12 protein-coding genes are annotated in these 17144 nt (G+C 37.7%); 5 read left to right on the top strand and 7 right to left on the bottom strand.

Annotated elements, in window-relative coordinates:
- Positions 1 to 760 precede the first annotated feature (760 nt).
- Entirely contained in the window at positions 761 to 1399 is a 639-nt protein-coding gene (gene grxB / locus AC3Z9T_RS04785) for a glutaredoxin 2 (protein WP_490125050.1), read from the top strand.
- A gap of 76 nt (positions 1400 to 1475) precedes the next feature.
- On the opposite strand, the gene AC3Z9T_RS04780 is transcribed toward grxB, so the two are convergent.
- Both AC3Z9T_RS04780 and AC3Z9T_RS04775 read right to left on the bottom strand, forming a co-directional pair.
- Positions 1476 to 1913, bottom strand: coding sequence for an META domain-containing protein (locus tag AC3Z9T_RS04780; protein WP_490125049.1), 438 nt, complete (start codon positions 1911 to 1913; stop codon positions 1476 to 1478).
- A gap of 15 nt (positions 1914 to 1928) precedes the next feature.
- Entirely contained in the window at positions 1929 to 2927 is a 999-nt protein-coding gene (locus AC3Z9T_RS04775) for a 2-hydroxyacid dehydrogenase (RefSeq protein ID WP_490125048.1), read from the bottom strand.
- Positions 2928 to 3140: 213 nt separating this feature from the next.
- Between AC3Z9T_RS04775 and AC3Z9T_RS04770 the strand changes: the two genes are divergently transcribed.
- From AC3Z9T_RS04770 to hrpA, 4 genes are all read left to right on the top strand, one after another.
- Positions 3141 to 5729, top strand: coding sequence for a YdbH family protein (locus tag AC3Z9T_RS04770; protein ID WP_490125047.1), 2589 nt, complete (start codon positions 3141 to 3143; stop codon positions 5727 to 5729).
- Positions 5730 to 5778: 49 nt separating this feature from the next.
- Positions 5779 to 5952: a YnbE family lipoprotein gene (locus AC3Z9T_RS04765; RefSeq protein WP_490125146.1), complete on the top strand. Its 174-nt coding sequence runs from the start codon at positions 5779 to 5781 to the stop codon at positions 5950 to 5952.
- Positions 5949 to 6275: a YdbL family probable chaperone protein gene (locus AC3Z9T_RS04760; RefSeq protein ID WP_490125046.1), complete on the top strand. Its 327-nt coding sequence runs from the start codon at positions 5949 to 5951 to the stop codon at positions 6273 to 6275. Before AC3Z9T_RS04765 ends, AC3Z9T_RS04760 begins: the two co-directional genes overlap by 4 nt.
- 111 nt (positions 6276 to 6386) lie before the next feature.
- Complete coding sequence (gene hrpA, locus AC3Z9T_RS04755) at positions 6387 to 10286, top strand: ATP-dependent RNA helicase HrpA (RefSeq protein WP_490125045.1); 3900 nt, start codon at positions 6387 to 6389, stop codon at positions 10284 to 10286.
- Positions 10287 to 10366: 80 nt separating this feature from the next.
- Here the strand turns inward: hrpA and AC3Z9T_RS04750 are convergent, their stop codons facing one another.
- From AC3Z9T_RS04750 to AC3Z9T_RS04730, 5 genes are all read right to left on the bottom strand, one after another.
- The gene (locus tag AC3Z9T_RS04750) at positions 10367 to 11335 is read right to left on the bottom strand and encodes a fimbrial protein (protein WP_490125044.1); all 969 of its coding nucleotides are present in this window, start codon (positions 11333 to 11335) and stop codon (positions 10367 to 10369) included.
- Entirely contained in the window at positions 11332 to 13800 is a 2469-nt protein-coding gene (locus AC3Z9T_RS04745; RefSeq protein WP_490125043.1) for a fimbria/pilus outer membrane usher protein, read from the bottom strand. Before AC3Z9T_RS04745 ends, AC3Z9T_RS04750 begins: the two co-directional genes overlap by 4 nt.
- Positions 13793 to 14464: a fimbrial biogenesis chaperone gene (locus AC3Z9T_RS04740; protein WP_490125042.1), complete on the bottom strand. Its 672-nt coding sequence runs from the start codon at positions 14462 to 14464 to the stop codon at positions 13793 to 13795. The genes AC3Z9T_RS04745 and AC3Z9T_RS04740 overlap by 8 nt, the downstream gene beginning before the upstream one ends.
- A 41-nt stretch (positions 14465 to 14505) precedes the next feature.
- Positions 14506 to 15033: a fimbrial protein gene (locus AC3Z9T_RS04735; RefSeq protein WP_490125041.1), complete on the bottom strand. Its 528-nt coding sequence runs from the start codon at positions 15031 to 15033 to the stop codon at positions 14506 to 14508.
- Between the two features lie 593 nt (positions 15034 to 15626).
- Positions 15627 to 16967: a basic amino acid/polyamine antiporter gene (locus tag AC3Z9T_RS04730; RefSeq protein WP_490125145.1), complete on the bottom strand. Its 1341-nt coding sequence runs from the start codon at positions 16965 to 16967 to the stop codon at positions 15627 to 15629.
- Positions 16968 to 17144: the final 177 nt, after the last annotated feature.

Genomic DNA, 17144 nt, shown 5'->3' with positions numbered 1-17144 from the left:
GTATTAATGTTGTTTTTGGATGGTGCTATATTGATTGTCTTATAAAGAGTTGTGAAAGGAAAAATATAGGCTTTAAAATTTATCTCAGCATGAGAAAGAGGTGTTTAGTTATAGTTCAATAAATTGATATCAAGGTTAATTAAATGTTGTGCTAGGTTGGTGTACTTTGATTAAATGTAAATACGTTATGTTATTACATCTTTACAATGAAAAAATGTAATATATAGAGTAATTCATCATATATTCCTATAACAAGTAACAGGATAAACATTAATGTAAATGTGCTAAAAGAAAACAAGTTTGTCATAGCTAGTTTATGTATGCTTTGTTGATGTGATGAATTTATAGATTTAAGTATAACTGAACTGAATCATGAAAAATTAGCAATTATGTAAATAGACATTTCTAGAGATTACATCGGAAATAATATCTATTTTTGATAATTATATTGGCTTAAATGATTGCTTTTTTGTGTATTTTTGGTTGTATATTCCGTGTTTTTTGATGTTATAGAGTCTAATAACGTATAAGTTGAGTAGGATTACTTCAAATTGTAACAAAAATACAATTTACTTTAATTTAACTGAATTAAATGACTAAGGATAATGCTCGACTAAATTAAAGAGTTTTAAGAAGTTGGTCAAATAAAGGTTATTAATCGCGAAGCAAACAATAAAATTTACAAAAATTTCACATAGTAGGCTATAGTTAGAGTAACGGAATGTACAGTTATAATTATTCAACTAAAGAGGCTCCCATAATGAAACTCTATCTTTATGAACATTGCCCATTTTGTGTTAGAGCAAGAATGATTTTTGGACTAAAAAAAATAGATGTCGAGCAGATTTTTTTGATGGAAGATGATAAAGCAACCCCAACGAAAATGATTGGCCGCAAGATGCTTCCCATTTTACAAAAAGACGATGGCAGTTACTTACCTGAAAGCTTAGATATTGTTCATTATGTTGATCAGTTAGCAGAACCTAAGATCATTCAATCAACGGTTTCACCTGAAATTGATAAGTGGTATCAGGCTGTGTCTGAAACGGTCTATAAGCTGGTTGTGCCTCGCTTTACACAGGCAGAGTTTCCTGAATTAAGTACTGAAGACGCGCGAGCAGCTTATGTTAGTCGAGAAGAAAAAGCGTTTGGCGACCTTAATATTCTGCTAAAGGAAACACGTACGTTGATTGTTGAATTAGAGCCGCATATGGATGCTCTCGACGTATGGCTAGAAAAGCGTAAAAGTCACTATAATATTGACGATATTATCATTTTCCCGTTATTGCGTAGCTTATCTATTGTTAATGACATTCCATTTAGTACAGTCATATTAAGTTACATGAAAGATGTCGCAAAAATAACAGGAGTGAGTTTATTATTTGATCAAGCACGGTGATTAGCTTTATTATTTTGATGGTGAAAATCCCATTACTATTTTTTATTAATAATGGGATTAATTAAATATTCTCAGGCTAATTAATGTAATCGCGCAATGTATAAACGAGTTTATTTCTGCCTTGGGTTAAGATCAGTTTTTTATCATGATAAGAAACAACGGTACCATCAGTTAGTATACGTTTGATTAGCTTATCCCACGTTGATAAATCCTCATCAACACATTCTAGTTCTGTTTTAGATAAATATTTAACCATCAGTACAGAACTGTTAATGCGGCCGATTCCATAAAAATCATTGCACATTGTTGCAGAAACAAACATTTTCTCACCAAAAGAGATCGTTGGCATGCCCACTTTGCCTGTAATTGTATTGCCGTTTATTTCAGTTAGCACAAAACTATGATGTATTAATTGTTGCTCAGTTACATCGTCACTATTATCAGCACTTACATTTTGTGTTTGGCATGCCGCCAATAAAAACCCCAGTAGTGTTAAAGGGATAATCCGCTTCATTATTTCTTGCCCCTACTAGGCTTTTACAATATTAGGACAAGCTTCACCATGGGCTAATTGGCGGATATTCTCTAAAGTTGTTTCACTAATACTTGTTAATGCCTCGTCGGTCAAAAAAGCTTGGTGGCCAGTGAACAGCACGTTGTGACATGATGAAAGACGGCGGAAGATATCATCTTGGATAACATCGTTTGATTTATCTTCAAAGAATAATTCACGTTCATTTTCATAAACATCCATACCGAGAGAGCCTATCTTTTGTGCTTTTAGAGCATTGATCGCTGCGACGGAATCAACGAGAGCACCTCGGCTAGTATTGATGATCATGACGCCATCTTTCATCTTATTAAAGGCTTGTTCATCCAATAAATGATGGTTTTCAGGTGTTAAGGGACAGTGTAGTGAAATAACTTCGGAGTTCTTATATAATGTATCTAAATCAACGTATTCTACACCTAAATCGAGAACAGCTTGGTTTGGATAAGGATCATGAGCAAGCAAACGCATACCAAACCCTTTTAGTATACGCAGTGTTGCTTGACCAATTTTACCCGTACCAATGATACCTGCCGTACGGTTATGCATGTTAAAACCGGTTAGGCCTTCTAAAGAAAAGTTCGCGTCACGGGTTCGTTGGTAAGCTCGGTGGATACGGCGGTTAAGGCATAACATCATACCAACAGCATGTTCTGCGACGGCTTCAGGTGAATAGGCAGGTACACGAACGACTTGAATGCCGAGTTCTTCCGCTGCGGCCAAATCGACATTGTTAAATCCCGCGCAGCGTAAGGCTAAAATATGAATATTTAGAGCAGCAAGTTCTTCTAAAACATCACGGCTAGCATCATCATTAACAAAAATACATACTGCATCTGCACCAACAGCATTTTTTGCTGTTTGTACCGTTAATGGAAAATCAAAGTATTCGATATTAAAATCAAAAGCGGATCCTTGATTGACTTGATCCATATGTTTGCGATCATACTGCTTAGTACTATAAGAAACGATTTTCATCTAAGGAACTCCGTGTACTATTTAGGAACCAAAAGTAAAGTAATGAGGTAGTACAAAGTTAGTCACTACCAAAACTTAAATCAGAATAAGATAATTATTACTGTAAATCACCAAAAAAATACTGAAAATAACACGTTAATGACCTTTAATTCTTAATTATAGTTGTTTAGCGATAAACAATATTAATCAGCACTAAGACAAGGAAGCAGTTTAATGAGAAGGGCACTGAAATATTTATTGTTAAGCGTAATTGGGTGCTTAGTGCTCTTATCAGTTTTATGGGTGACGGTAACCCGTTGGCTTCCTGTAGTGGCTAAAGTTTACTTGCCTGAGAATGTCACACTTTCGTTGAGCCAACCTGTTTTGAACAATCAGCAGTTACTGATCGCTAACATACAACTGAAAGTGGCTAATTGCTTGTGGTTTGATGCTAAAGATAGCCGTTTTTCACTTTTTCCTATGCATTTGTTAGTGAATACCTTATCTGAAGACAACCAATGCCTTAGTCAGTTGTCGACAAATGAGCAAAATGATGATCCTCCCATTTCAATTATAGATATTATTGATGGACTTCCCGCATTTTCCGTTGTCATTGAGAACGTGCAAGTTTCTCCTTGGGGACAATATCAAGGTAGCCTTTGGCTGCACAGTCGTAAAGGTGTGCCATTGGCGCTAGAGTATAATGGGGAAAATGTTGATTTATCAGCTCATATAACACCGACCAATCAGTTAGTTATTGAACGTTTTTCAGTGCAATTACCAGAGCAAGAGCAACGCCTCTATCTCAATGGCGAATTGAGCTTACCATTAACCACCGCTGAACTTCCTTCCACTGGTGTATTAAAGGCAGAATTTGTGCTATCCCAGCCAGCAAAATTGTTACAAGTCAAAATGCATTGGCGAGACAAGCAGGGAGTGGTATCTCTTTATGATAAAGGCACTGGAGATGAAATTGCGAATTTGCCTTGGCAATTTGATTCAACTATTTTTCGTGTTGTCGATGGGCGCTGGCGGTGGGAAGAAAGTGGCATTCCTTTACATGGTGGTCTTGCATTTCAAGTCGAAAATTGGCAGGCAGAGCTTGCTGATATGGTTATTAGCGGCCGTACAAATATGGTGACTGAGGGAAAAAAAGGCAAAGCTAATATTGTTCTGACTCTCCCTGAAAATAAAATTAATTTACTCGATACTGCTATTACATTTGGGCTCAATGGGCAATTGAAATATGATGATATGATCTTAGACATTAATCTGCCCGCACAAATCACTGGGCCAATTGTTGTACCGGCTATTTCATTTCGTTCAGGATCTCTTTTAAGAGCTTATGGTCGGGTATCGCCAACCTTATTTTTACAAGAAGCTCGATTACCGTTAGCGGGAACATCACTAAGCGCAGAGGGAATTTCTGGACGCTTACAAGCGATTTTAAAAATAAAAGAGCAGTATTGGGGAAATTTTGCCATTCATTTAGATGGGCAAGCGAATAAATTTACCCCTGATCAAGGTAAGTGGTTTTGGAACTATTGGGGAAATGCGCATTTACCCTCACTGTCAGCACACTGGGATATTAAAGGCCAAGGTAGCTGGCAAGATACCTTAATTACTTTGAATACCTTAAACACAGGCTTTGATCAGATCAAATATGGATTGCTTTCGATGAAAGCAACGCGCCTAATTTTGACTAAGCCTTTATTATGGCAGCGTGACCCAACGAATACGCATTTTCAAGGTGAATTACAGCTGACGAGTGATCGTATGCAATTTGGTACGGCGAGTTATCTACCTAAAATTACGACTAATGCCACTTTGGATGGGAAATCGCCGGCTGATTTCCAGTTGAAAGCGGATTTAAGTACCAAAGAAGTTGGCCCGATAGTGATCTTTAGCCGCTGGGATGGTGAACGTTTTAGGGGGCAAGCGCGTTGGCCCGAACAATCAGTCAGTGCATTCCAAACCTTGATCCCAACTGATCTTGGTATTACCTTGCGGGAAGGTAAATTGTTTTCGCAAGCTGCATTTTCCATTGATCCAGAAACAGGGTTTATTGCGGGAGGTCACTGGCGAGTTGAAAATACAGGGCTATGGCTGAAAGATGGTGAAATCAGTGGTCTAAATTTTGTATTACCATGGAAATTGCAAGATAGTATTTGGACGTTAGGTGAAAAATCACCCGTAAAATTACGCATAAAACAGCTAACGAACTTATTTGAATTAACGGATATTCGTGCTGATTTATCAGGAAATTACCCACCGACTGAGATGAAACCATTAACGCTTAGCAATGTAGGATTTAGTATGCTTGGCGGTGAAGTTAGCCTTGATTTATTACGTTGGCCACAAAAGCAACCCGCCACAATTAAGTTGCATCAAATTGAATTGAGCCGGCTATTTACCATATTGAAAGTCACTCAGTTTGCCGCCTCTGGTAAAGTTGATGGTGAATTACCTTTTTATCTTAATAACCCTGAATGGATTGTGCGTAATGGTTGGCTAGAAAATAGTGGTCCGTTGGCTTTACGCCTTGATACTCAATTTGTTGAGTCTATCAAACAAGATAATATTTCTGCGGGTTCTGCAATGGGCTGGTTACAATACTTAGAGATTTCTCGCAGCCGCACTGATGTGAATATTACTAATTTAGGCTTATTAACGATGAAAACAATTATTCAAGGTTTTAATTCACAAGAGTCTAAAAAGCGTGAAGTGCACCTAAACTATACACATGAAGAAAATATCTTTCAGCTGTGGCGTAGCTTACGTTTTGGTAGCAACCTGGAAGAATGGTTAGAAAAGAATCTCTAAAGAAAAAGGATTAAGAGTGAAAATATTAAGTCTATGTGTATTTGTATTGATGAGTATGATGCTAACGGGATGTTTAAGGGTAGAAGTAGCAACGCCTGACAAACCTATCAATATCAATATGAATGTTAAGATTGAACATGAGATACAAATCAAAGCGGATAGGCAGGTTGAAGATCTGCTTAAAGAAAACAGTGATCTATTTGGTAAGGTGAATGCGCAATGAAATACTTTTTCCGAGCACTGATTTTATCCAGCTTATTTGTTTTTTCCGCTCATGCGCTAACAATTGATGAAGCAAAAAACCAAGGTTTGGTTGGTGAAACGTTGTCTGGTTACTTAGCAGTAGTCAATGCTAGTAATACGGCTGTTAATCAACTGGTCAATGACATCAATCGTGAGCGAGAGATCAAATATAGCGAAATAGCAGCAAAAAATAACCTGCAAACCAAAGATGTTGGTAGAATTGCAGGCCAAAAGTTAGTTGAGCGAGCAGGCAGTGGCGAATATGTTCGTGGCATTAATGGACAATGGTTGAAGAAAAAATAGTCAATGTTGAAAAAGCTGGTTTATTAATACGCCATTGATGCATTTTACTATAAATAGATATGTCCATCTCACTCAATAATAGAAATAATATAAATAATAAGGATTTAACAAGTGAAATCCATACTGACAGCTTTAGAGGCTGATATTGGACAAACTTCATTGCGTGATCAATGGTTACTAAAAAAGCGTCTCCATGGGATGGCTAAAATTGCTGATGAAAAATCACGTACAGCAGTATTGAATGCGATCAAAACAGATATTGAAGCAGCGAAACAAAAAATAACCAACAAACTGCTTAACCCAGCAAAAATTATCTATCCGGAAAACTTACCGGTAAGTCAAAAGAAACAAGTTATTTATGATGCGATAAAACAGCATCAAGTCGTGATTATTGCCGGTGAAACAGGCTCAGGAAAAACCACTCAGATACCTAAAATTTGTTTAGAGCTAGGGCGAGGTATTAAAGGGTTTATTGGTCATACTCAGCCAAGGCGTTTGGCTGCACGAGCCGTAGCTACGCGTTTGGCGCAGGAACTTGAAAGCGAAATAGGTTCGATTGTAGGTTATAAAGTTCGTTTTAGTGATCAAGTTGGTGATAATACCCAAGTCAAATTAATGACTGATGGTATTTTGCTGGCAGAATTACAAAACGATAAGCTGCTGTTGCAATACGATACGATTATTATTGATGAGGCGCATGAACGTAGTTTAAATATTGATTTTATTTTAGGTTACCTTCGTCAGCTATTGCCAAAACGTCCTGATTTAAAAGTTATTATTACTTCTGCGACCATCGATCCAGAACGGTTTTCACGTCACTTTAATCAAGCGCCAATCGTTGAGGTATCCGGTCGCACTTACCCTGTTGAGGTACGTTATCGCCCAATTATGGGGGATGATAATGACAGTGAGCGGGATCAAATAGACGGCATTGTTGATGCGGTCAATGAGCTTGGGCAGGAAAGCGCAGGGGACATTCTTATTTTCATGAGTGGTGAACGTGAGATCCGCGATACCGCTGATGCATTAACTAAATTACAATTACGCCACACTGAGATTTTACCTCTTTTTGCTCGACTATCTAACAGTGAGCAAAACCGTATATTTCAGCCTCATGGTGGCCGACGTATCATTTTGGCGACTAATGTTGCAGAAACTTCATTGACTGTTCCTGGTATTAAATATGTTATTGATACGGGTTATGCTCGGATCAGCCGTTATAGCTTTAGAACTAAAGTTCAACGTTTGCCTGTCGAAGCCATTTCTCAAGCTTCGGCGAATCAACGTAAAGGCCGTTGTGGTCGTGTATCAGATGGTATTTGTATCCGATTATACTCTGAGGAGGATTTCCTCAGCCGCCCAGAATTCACTGATCCTGAAATTTTAAGAACTAATTTGGCATCAGTTATTTTACAGATGACTTCAATTGGTTTAGGGGATATTGCAGCTTTTCCATTTGTTGAAGCGCCTGACAAACGTAATATTCAGGATGGAGTAAAGTTACTGGAAGAGTTGGGTGGCATCAAACCACATAAACAAACAGAACGTGGCTATATATTAACAGACATTGGTCGCCAATTAGCCCAATTGCCCGTCGACCCCCGTTTGGCTCGCATGGTGATCGAAGCAAGAAAACAGGGTGCAGTACGTGAAACAATGGTGATTGTATCTGCGTTGTCGATCCAAGATCCGCGCGAGCGTCCATTGGACAAACAACAGATATCGGATGAAAAACATCGACGTTTTCATGATAAACAGTCTGACTTTTTGGCGTTCCTCAATCTATGGGATTATCTAAAAGAACAGCAAGATGTTTTATCTAATGCTCAATTTCGGAAAATGTGCCGCCAAGACTTCCTGAACTATTTGCGAATTCGTGAATGGCAAGATCTCTATACCCAGCTTCGCCAAGTGGTTAAAGAGCAGGGCTTTCCTATTAATAGTACTGAAGCCGATTTTCGTGGGATCCATACTTCTTTGTTGGCGGGGCTACTATCGCATATAGGCCAAAAAGATGTTGAAAAACCGGAGTTTACTGGTGCTAGGAATGCTCGATTCACCATCTTCCCAGGCTCTGGTTTGTTCAAGAAGCCACCTAAATGGGCGATGGTTGCTGAGCTTGTGGAAACGACTAAACTATGGGGAAGAGTGGCGGCATCAATCGAACCTGAATGGATTGAACCGTTAGCAGAACATTTAGTGAAGCATCATTATAGCGAACCTCACTGGTCTAAGTCACAAGGTGCCGTTATGGCATCAGAAAAAGTGACTTTATATGGACTGGCGATTGTTGCTGCTCGACAAGTTAACTATGGCACGATAGATCCATTATTATGCCGTGAATTATTTATTCGTCATGCTTTAGTTGAAGGTGATTGGGTTACCCGTCATGCCTTTTTTAGGGAAAACCATAAGTTACTCGCTGAAGTTGAAGACCTAGAACACAAATCGCGTCGTCGAGACATTTTAGTCGATGATGAAACGTTATTTATATTTTATGATCAACGTATTCCAAATGATGTGATTTCAGCTCGGCACTTTGATAGCTGGTGGAAATCAGCATCTAAACAGCAGCCTGATTTGCTTAGTTTTGAAAAAAACATGCTGATTAAAGAAGATGCTGCTAATGTTTCCGCACTGGATTACCCTAACTATTGGCATCAAGGTGAATTGAAATTCCGCTTAAGTTATCAATTCGAACCGGGTACTGATGCAGATGGTGTAACAGTTCATATTCCTTTAGCAATTTTGAATCAGGTTCAAAATGTAGGTTTTGATTGGCAAGTGCCTGGTTTGCGACAAGAGCTAGTTATCGCACTGATCAAATCGTTACCGAAACCCATTCGTCGTAACTTTGTGCCTGCACCAAACTATGCAGATGCATTTCTTGAACGGGTTCCTGTACCTGATGGTAGCATCTTGGATAAGTTAGAGCGTGAATTGCGTAAAATGACGGGTGTCACGGTTGATCGTGAGGCTTGGCAGTTAGAACAATTGCCTGTTCACTTAAAGATGACTTTCCGAGTTGTCGGCGAAAAGAATAAAACAATCGCTGAAGGCCAAGATCTTGATGCATTAAAAAATAGTTTGAAAGAGAAAGTACAAGAAACGCTTTCAGAAGTGGTTGATGATGGTATAGAACAAAGCGGTTTGCATATTTGGAGTTTTGGTGAATTACCGCAACGTTATGAACAAAAACGGGGTGGGTATTCAGTCAAAGCTTATCCTGCATTAGTTGATGAAAAAAATAGTGTTGGGATCAAGGTATTCGAAACGGAGTTTGAGCAACAGCAAGCGATGTGGGCAGGTGTTCGGCGGTTACTATTGCTAAATATTCCATCGCCAATTAAATACTTACATGAAAAGTTGCCAAATAAATCTAAACTTGGTTTGTACTTTAACCCTTATGGTAAGGTATTAGAACTCATTGATGATTGCATCGCTTGTGGTGTTGATCAACTTATTGCCAGCTATGGCGGGCCAGTTTGGTCTGAAGAAGGTTTTAGTCAGTTGCAAGATTTTGTACGTGCAGAGCTGAATGATGCAGTTGTGCATATTGCTAAGCAGGTTGAACAAATTCTTACCTCAGTATTTGCTATCAATAAGCGTTTGAAAGGCCGTGTTGATTTTTCAATGGCGATGGCACTTTCTGATATCAAAGCACAAATGTCAGGTTTAGTTTTTAAAGGCTTTGTGACTGAACATGGCTGGAAACGTTTAGCTGACGTATTACGATACTTAAATGGCATTGAACGCAGGCTAGAAAAATTAGCGATTGATCCAAATAGGGATCGTGCTCAACTCAGTAAAGTGGAGCACGTGACCAATATGTGGCAGCAATGGAAAGCTAAACTGACACCAGTACAACTGAAATTACCTGAAGTACAAGAAATTCGTTGGATGATCGAAGAATTAAGGATCAGCCTGTTTGCTCAGCAGTTAGGAACACCATATCCGATCTCGGATAAACGAATTATTCAGGCAATGGAAAGTTTGGCACAATCACTTTAATCAATCATAAACATTAAAGCCCTCGCTGTTATGAACTGACCCATAAAGTTAGACTGTTCATCATTGCGGGGGCTTGGTATTTATGGATAAACCACTTGTAATGTTGCAGTCGCATTGGCCTTGCCAGCACTGATGTACGACTGAGTTTGTATATATTGCGCGGAAAAATAGACGGCATAAGGGCTTCTATCAAAGCTTGTCCCTAAATGGAATGGTTTGTTGAGGGAGATCGCGTCACCTTGAAAAAGAATTTGCAGACCAATTCCTTCGGCACTATCTGGCCTTTTATCTAGCGCTATCACTGAGTCATCGAAATAACCTGCTGACCGTCCACTAAAAATAATACCAACAGCAGTTTCACCACTACAGTTTAAAGTGAGATAAAACGGGATCGGTGTTGAGTGGCTACCGACACCTCGAAATTGGCTTTGTTTGACCTTATTCATTTTTACACGTTTATGCTTTTCTTGTAACTCACAACTTGGCGTGATGATTTGAGTGTTGAGAAAACGATAGCTTTGAACGATCAAATTGCCTATCGAAGCTTCAATTAATTGGTGAGATGCTAGCACACCAGAGCCTGTTGATGCCTTTGTTTTAATTAGTTGTACGCGGATCCCCCTAAATGCATTTCCACAGTAACTATACTGGTACGAGGTATTATAGCAATTGTAGGGGGAATGATTGACTAGAGGAAGTCTATCACGGCTAAAGGATTGTTCTTGTGGAATAAAACGGATACCAATTCCCTCAACATTGGTTTGATGCATTGCGTGATATTGCTCTGACAGTAATGGAAATAAGCTATTACCCCATTGAGCTCTAGTAGGGGTTTGGCAACTTACCATGACTGGATATTGGTCAATTTCATTAAGGGTGATTTCTTGGATCACTGAGCCTACAGGAAGTCGATGAGGAACCATGATAGTGCCAATGGATAATGAGGTGTGGTGTGGAGTAAAGGTCGGCTCATATTGGCATTGTGATGCATAAACGCTTTTAGAGATGAAAATACAACCAATCCATAAACGAGAAGTTAATATTGTCATAAAGCTTCCTTACGTTGACATATGGCGTGTAGATGATAAAACCCCTGATCAAAGTGTGACTCTAATAGTTGATATTCAAACTCACATTGCTGCGATTGTTGTGCCCCCCATTTCAATTTGATGGCACCAGAAGGTTCAAGCCCACTTAAATAAACTTGCCCCATATCATTAATAATGCCGACATTAATATCTGTCTCTGTATGAATAACATTTTTGGTATTTAAACTTGCGATCGCGCCAAATGGTGCGAGTGAACCATCATTAAATTGGATGGTAAAGAATGCTCGTTTGCCTCGTTTTACTGGAAAATGAACGGCAACTAGAGCGCCTTTTGTGGGTAAAATAGACTGAATGCTGCTATCAATTTCAGCCTCTAAAGGTAAAGTCAGTGTATCAATTGCAAAGCTATTTTTTCGGTATGGCTGAAGGTAATTGACAATAGTATGCCCCGTACTGTCAGTAATATTGTTGGTATGGTTATCTAAATGAACATTCTCAGTTTCAGGAACAATAATAAGAGCTGCGGTATCACCACGACTAGGTGTAAATGTAATGCCATAAGGGTGGGCGACAATGGCGCTGTGTAAACCATAATGGACTTGATGATCTTGGTTATAGCCATAACCTGCATTTAACGAAAATTGGTGATGTTGATATTGAGTGTAAATTCGGGTTTCTGAGTCTGAGCTTGAGGCTGAACAACATAGATGATTACGGTAATTATGCTGTAAGGTGTAGGCAATGAAATGATCGCCTTCAGCTGTGCCTGTTAGAGTGGCTTGGTGGTTATGATAACTGTTTTGAATATATTGAGTTTGGTAGCTAAAATGCGTATTAGGTAACCAAGCACTAATGGGAATAATGAGCGCAGCAGAAAGAGAATGTTCACGTTTTTGTTCAATGAATGAATAATTTGATTGATAATTGAAACTAAAGTGGTACTCGTAGAAACTTCCTGAATAGCTAAGGCTATACAGCCATTGATAATTATCGTTATTGGTAAATTTTTGTTGAGAGGTAGACAATGATAAATTGCCATAATGCCCAATGGATTGCGAAGCATGTAATTTAAAGGTTTGCCGTGGGTAAAATGTAGAATAGGATTGTGTTTTGTTTAGAATATCAGATAGTTGACGCAGCTTTGGGTTATCTATCCATTGTGTATTGAGTGAAACATCTGTACCCGTTGCTGCAAAATTTCTTGAATATTCCAGTTGATAGGTATTTGAGTGATTATTGCTACTGTATGCATGGTTCCAGTCAACAGTAAAATCTCCGATACTATTAGAAAATGAGCTACCGATCGTAAAAGCTTTAAATGGGGAAGATAGAATGGCGCCTGTAAAGGCGGTTATATTATTATTGAACCCATATTTTATTTCGCTGTGGATAAAATATGGGTTCAATATTCTTTGCTTATCTGAAATTACTCCACTATTTAAAGCGTAGCGAAATTGACCTTGCTTTACCATTAATGGAGCGGAAGAATATGGATAAATATATTTACGTACAGTTCCATTGGTTTCAGTGATTGTCATTTCAAAAATCCCTTTATGACTAAGTGGCTTTAATCTATTTAATGTAAAAGGGCCGGCTGGTAAGTATTCATTATAAATAATGATATTATTTTGTGTTACAGTGACTTGAGAGGGATTGTAATTAACCCCTTGTAAAATGGGTGAAAAGTAAGCGTCATAATCGGGGTACATTAGCTCATCGTTTGACAGCGATATTCCTTTGAAAGTGAATGGCATAAAAAATAATGAGGAAAGATAATATTCACCTAAAACTAGTTGGCTTTTTAATAAGGCAAGTGGATATGATAATGTTGTATTATAGCTTTGCCATTGTTGCTCTTGAGAGTAGGTAAGGCTGCTCCGTAATCGCCAGCCAAGATAATTAATACCATTTTGTAATGATAGATTAAAATTATTATTTTTCTCTACTTTATTATTGGTGCTGTTACTGCCCGATATATCATATTCAACAAACACTGATGTTATGCCATTATCCCAATACTCTGGGTTTTCTTGCTCATGAGAAAATTGTTTAAGGTATAATTGAGGGATGTTGATATTTAGTACTAAGTGATTAAAGTCGAAATAATAAGAATATCCATCAATAACGGTTTCCAATCTGCTATTAATGACATTATTTTCAACAGTAAATAGTTTTTTAATAATATGGTCTGCTAAGCCTATGCGTAGAATATGTTCCTTAGTAAATACGGGTGATAATTTATTTTTGATAAGTTTGAATTTAATATTGTCAGTGAATGATTTTGTGTTATTAATAATGATATCAACAGAGTAAATACCTTCAGGTTGGTTATCTAAATGCAATAATATATTTTCGATTTCATTAATGTTGTCAATATTATCTAGTGCTTCTAAATTGAAATGCTCTGCTTGAGAAGAAAAAGAGCTTGCTAATAATAGCAATATTGAAATTTTATTTTTATTCATTATTTAATAATAGTTTTTGAGAGGTTAATTGGGTTTTTCCACCATAATCATTTAACGCATTCCAATATACAGTGTTAGGATTAGATATGGGAACATTCCATGATAGTCTACTAAATGGCGCAATCATCCCTGGTTCAGGAATATCGATACTATCAATTCGTAATTCTCGCAACGTAATATAATGTCCTGTTGGATTTTTAACAGATAAGGATTGGTTTTGATAACTAAACTGTAGGTTTTTAAAGGCAAACTCAGCCGTTTTATTTAATGATTCAGGACGATAAAAGAGCTTAAAGCTTGACTTTACAACAATATGGAGGCTGTTTTCGACACTTTCACTAAGAGAGGGTAATGATTTGATATGGAGCCAATATAAGGTTTCTTTATTATTCTGATGTGATGGTTTCGCTTTCATTATTCTTAACTTGTTTATTGCTTCAGGATTGAGCTTGAATAGCGGGGGAGTGATGATAAAGTCATGTGTTTTTCGATTTTCTTTTTCAATCCATGATTGAATCAAGTAGGTTGTTTTTTCTTCAGGGTTTTCTATCGACAACCCAATTTCTCGCTCATTTTGTGGATAAATAAAGCGAGTTCCATTAATTATGACACCACTATAGCTACTGAAAGTGATAAATAATAAAATTAATAGTATCTTTTTCATAATAAATAAGGAGAGAATATATTCTCTCCTTGCTCTCCATACTATTGGTAAATAATGCTAAAATGTGTTAGCGCATCTGCGGAACCTGGCGTCACTTGGTCGCTAGTTGCAATATATTTGGCGACAAAATTCATTTCAATTGTTTTACTCGGTGAAATTTCTTTAAATTGTGTACCGCCATTTAAAGGAATGCGGCGAATACTATTTTCTTCATAAAGAGCAACAGCAACACCGGTTGCTGGCGTTGAAGTTGAATTAGGAGAAAGGCTTAGCAAGCTTGGATTAGTTTGATCAGTTCGCCCATCAAATTTAAACTGAATCTTTTTATAATCAGTAGGACAATTAGATAGTGTGATCCTAAAAGGCGTTGCTGCTGCAACACTATTCTTATTTGTGAAAGAAGATGCGGAAACTTTTCCCATATTAACAACTTTATGAACTGAATTGGTATCAACAGCGCAAGCGGTTGGTATTATGCTACCGACAAACTTTATTTCCCCATCAACAGCGAAAGATAAAGAATGACTAAAAGATAGAATGATTAATATGTATTTTAATATGCTTTTCATTGTATGACCTTGTGAATGATGTACTGTGTGTATTTATCTAAAAAAATTGGCTAATTGAGCGCAATATGATAAGGAGATTTTTTGAGCGAAAAAGAGGTATTTTTAGTAGCACTAAAGCAAAAAATTTGATCACATTTTTTTATTAGTAGTAACTATTTTCTATTATCTTAATTAATAACAAGACTCATTTACAGAGTAATATCCTGACGGTTGGGTTTAAATATATAAGTAAAGGGTATTAATACTAAACCATCCAACCATTATCATTTCATCTAAATACGTACATTTTAGTTACAACATGCTTTAAGGTTGTGTAACCTAATGATACAATTGTGAATAAATTAAAATAGGTTAAAACCGTTCTCAAAGAGCTAAATAGGCCTAGACCGCAAAATTCATTTTTTGGTATTTTAAAATCAGTTCTAGGCGAAGCATAAACTTTATAAATCATATTATCTCCTTGGTTTAATGATTGCATAGTACATTAGTGGGAAATAAATGTTTTAAAAAACCGCTACAAGGGAGTAAAAGGTGAATATCTTGGATAAAAAAATCACTACATTGAATATTCAATGTAGTGACTGAATGAAGGGTTATACAAAAAGATAGTAAGTGGCAGGGACTGCAGCTGCAATGATGGCAAGCGCTGTGATTCTTTCAACGCCATTCAGTGGCTTCTGTTGAGATTGTTGTGAACGTGCATACCAGAAAACCAGTATCCCTGGTGCATACAGTACAACAGATAACATCAGATTGATGAGACCCGATGCGTATAACAACCAAAGGCCATAAATACTGGCGACAAAACCGACTATCAGCAATGGTTTGTTATGGCGCTTAAAAGCAACTTTCATCAAAAAAGCACCCACTAAAAAGTAGGGGACTAAAATCATTTCTGAAGCAATAGTTAGTAATGTGTTGTAATTGCTACCACTTAACCAAATAAGAACTAAAGAAAGCTGTACCGCACCATTTGTTAACCACAAAGAAGATGAAGGTGCATCATTAGCATTCAATTTGTTAAAGATTTTAGGGAACGACTGGTGCTGTGCTGCGATGTATGGCACTTCTGCAGCCATAATAGTCCAGCTAAGGTAAGCACCACACACTGAAATAATTAAGCCAGCAGCAATAATAATTTCGCCACTAGAACCAATCAGGTTTACCATCAAACCAGCCATTGATGGATTTTTGATATCAGCAAGCTCAGCTCTAGGCATAACCCCTAGTGATAGCAATGTCACTAATATATAGATGATTAATGCCGAGCTAACGGCAAAAATAGTTGCTAAGCCAACGTCACGGCGATTTTTAGCGCGAGCAGAAACAACAACGGCGCCTTCGATACCAATAAACACCCATAGAGTAATTAACATGGTGTCTTTGACTTGTTGCCACACAGGAACTTCAAGGTTAATACCACTAAAATCCGCATCGAAAATATCGAGTTTAAAGGCAATAAATGCCAGAACAATAAATAGACCTAATGGGATTAACTTTGCCATGGTTGCGAGCTTATTAATACCTGCTGCGGTTTGTACGCCTCGTAAAACAAGGTAATGCACAAACCACAATAAAATAGATTCGCCAATCAATGCCTGCCAAGTATTACCATCGCCAAAAATGACGCGTTCAGGTGTGTCAGTAAAAAAACTGATCGCGGCAAAGACAATCACTAAATAGGATACATTGGCAACAACAGCACATAGCCAATACCCCCAAGCAGAGCAGAAACCGACTAGCTCACCAAAACCTTCTTTTGCATAGGTAAAAATTCCACCATCAAGATCAGGGCGTATACGTGAAAGAAGTAGCAGGGAGAAAGCGAGAAATAAGATACCAATACCCGTGATTGACCATCCAATAATCAACGCCAGTGGGCTAGCAACTTCAGCCATATTCTGTGGCAAGCTAAATACACCGGCACCCACCATTGAACTAAGTACGAGAGCGGTGAGAGCAGTGAGACTGAGTGTATGTTTCAATGTATGTCCTGGTTATTCTACAATCAAAAGTTAAAATAACGTTAAATCTATAATTCTAGTACGCATTTAAACTAAAACAATTTTAAATTATAGATGGTTCATCTGTTAGTGCGATAAAGTGCAGGG

The organism is Providencia sp. 6390 (assembly GCF_058148425.1).
The sequence above is the reverse complement of the archived record's forward strand: the minus strand, read 5'-3'. Positions and strand labels throughout refer to the sequence as shown.

Coding starts and splice junctions, on each gene's coding strand:
- AC3Z9T_RS04745 (WP_490125043.1), bottom strand. CDS start 13,800: ATGAATAAAAATAAAATTTCAATATTGCTATTATTAGCAAGCTCTTTT.
- grxB (WP_490125050.1), top strand. CDS start 761: ATGAAACTCTATCTTTATGAACATTGCCCATTTTGTGTTAGAGCAAGA.
- AC3Z9T_RS04730 (WP_490125145.1), bottom strand. CDS start 16,967: ATGGTGGGTGCCGGTGTATTTAGCTTGCCACAGAATATGGCTGAAGTT.
- AC3Z9T_RS04740 (WP_490125042.1), bottom strand. CDS start 14,464: ATGAAAAAGATACTATTAATTTTATTATTTATCACTTTCAGTAGCTAT.
- AC3Z9T_RS04770 (WP_490125047.1), top strand. CDS start 3,141: ATGAGAAGGGCACTGAAATATTTATTGTTAAGCGTAATTGGGTGCTTA.
- AC3Z9T_RS04735 (WP_490125041.1), bottom strand. CDS start 15,033: ATGAAAAGCATATTAAAATACATATTAATCATTCTATCTTTTAGTCAT.
- AC3Z9T_RS04780 (WP_490125049.1), bottom strand. CDS start 1,913: ATGAAGCGGATTATCCCTTTAACACTACTGGGGTTTTTATTGGCGGCA.
- AC3Z9T_RS04760 (WP_490125046.1), top strand. CDS start 5,949: ATGAAATACTTTTTCCGAGCACTGATTTTATCCAGCTTATTTGTTTTT.
- AC3Z9T_RS04750 (WP_490125044.1), bottom strand. CDS start 11,335: ATGACAATATTAACTTCTCGTTTATGGATTGGTTGTATTTTCATCTCT.
- AC3Z9T_RS04775 (WP_490125048.1), bottom strand. CDS start 2,927: ATGAAAATCGTTTCTTATAGTACTAAGCAGTATGATCGCAAACATATG.
- AC3Z9T_RS04765 (WP_490125146.1), top strand. CDS start 5,779: ATGAGTATGATGCTAACGGGATGTTTAAGGGTAGAAGTAGCAACGCCT.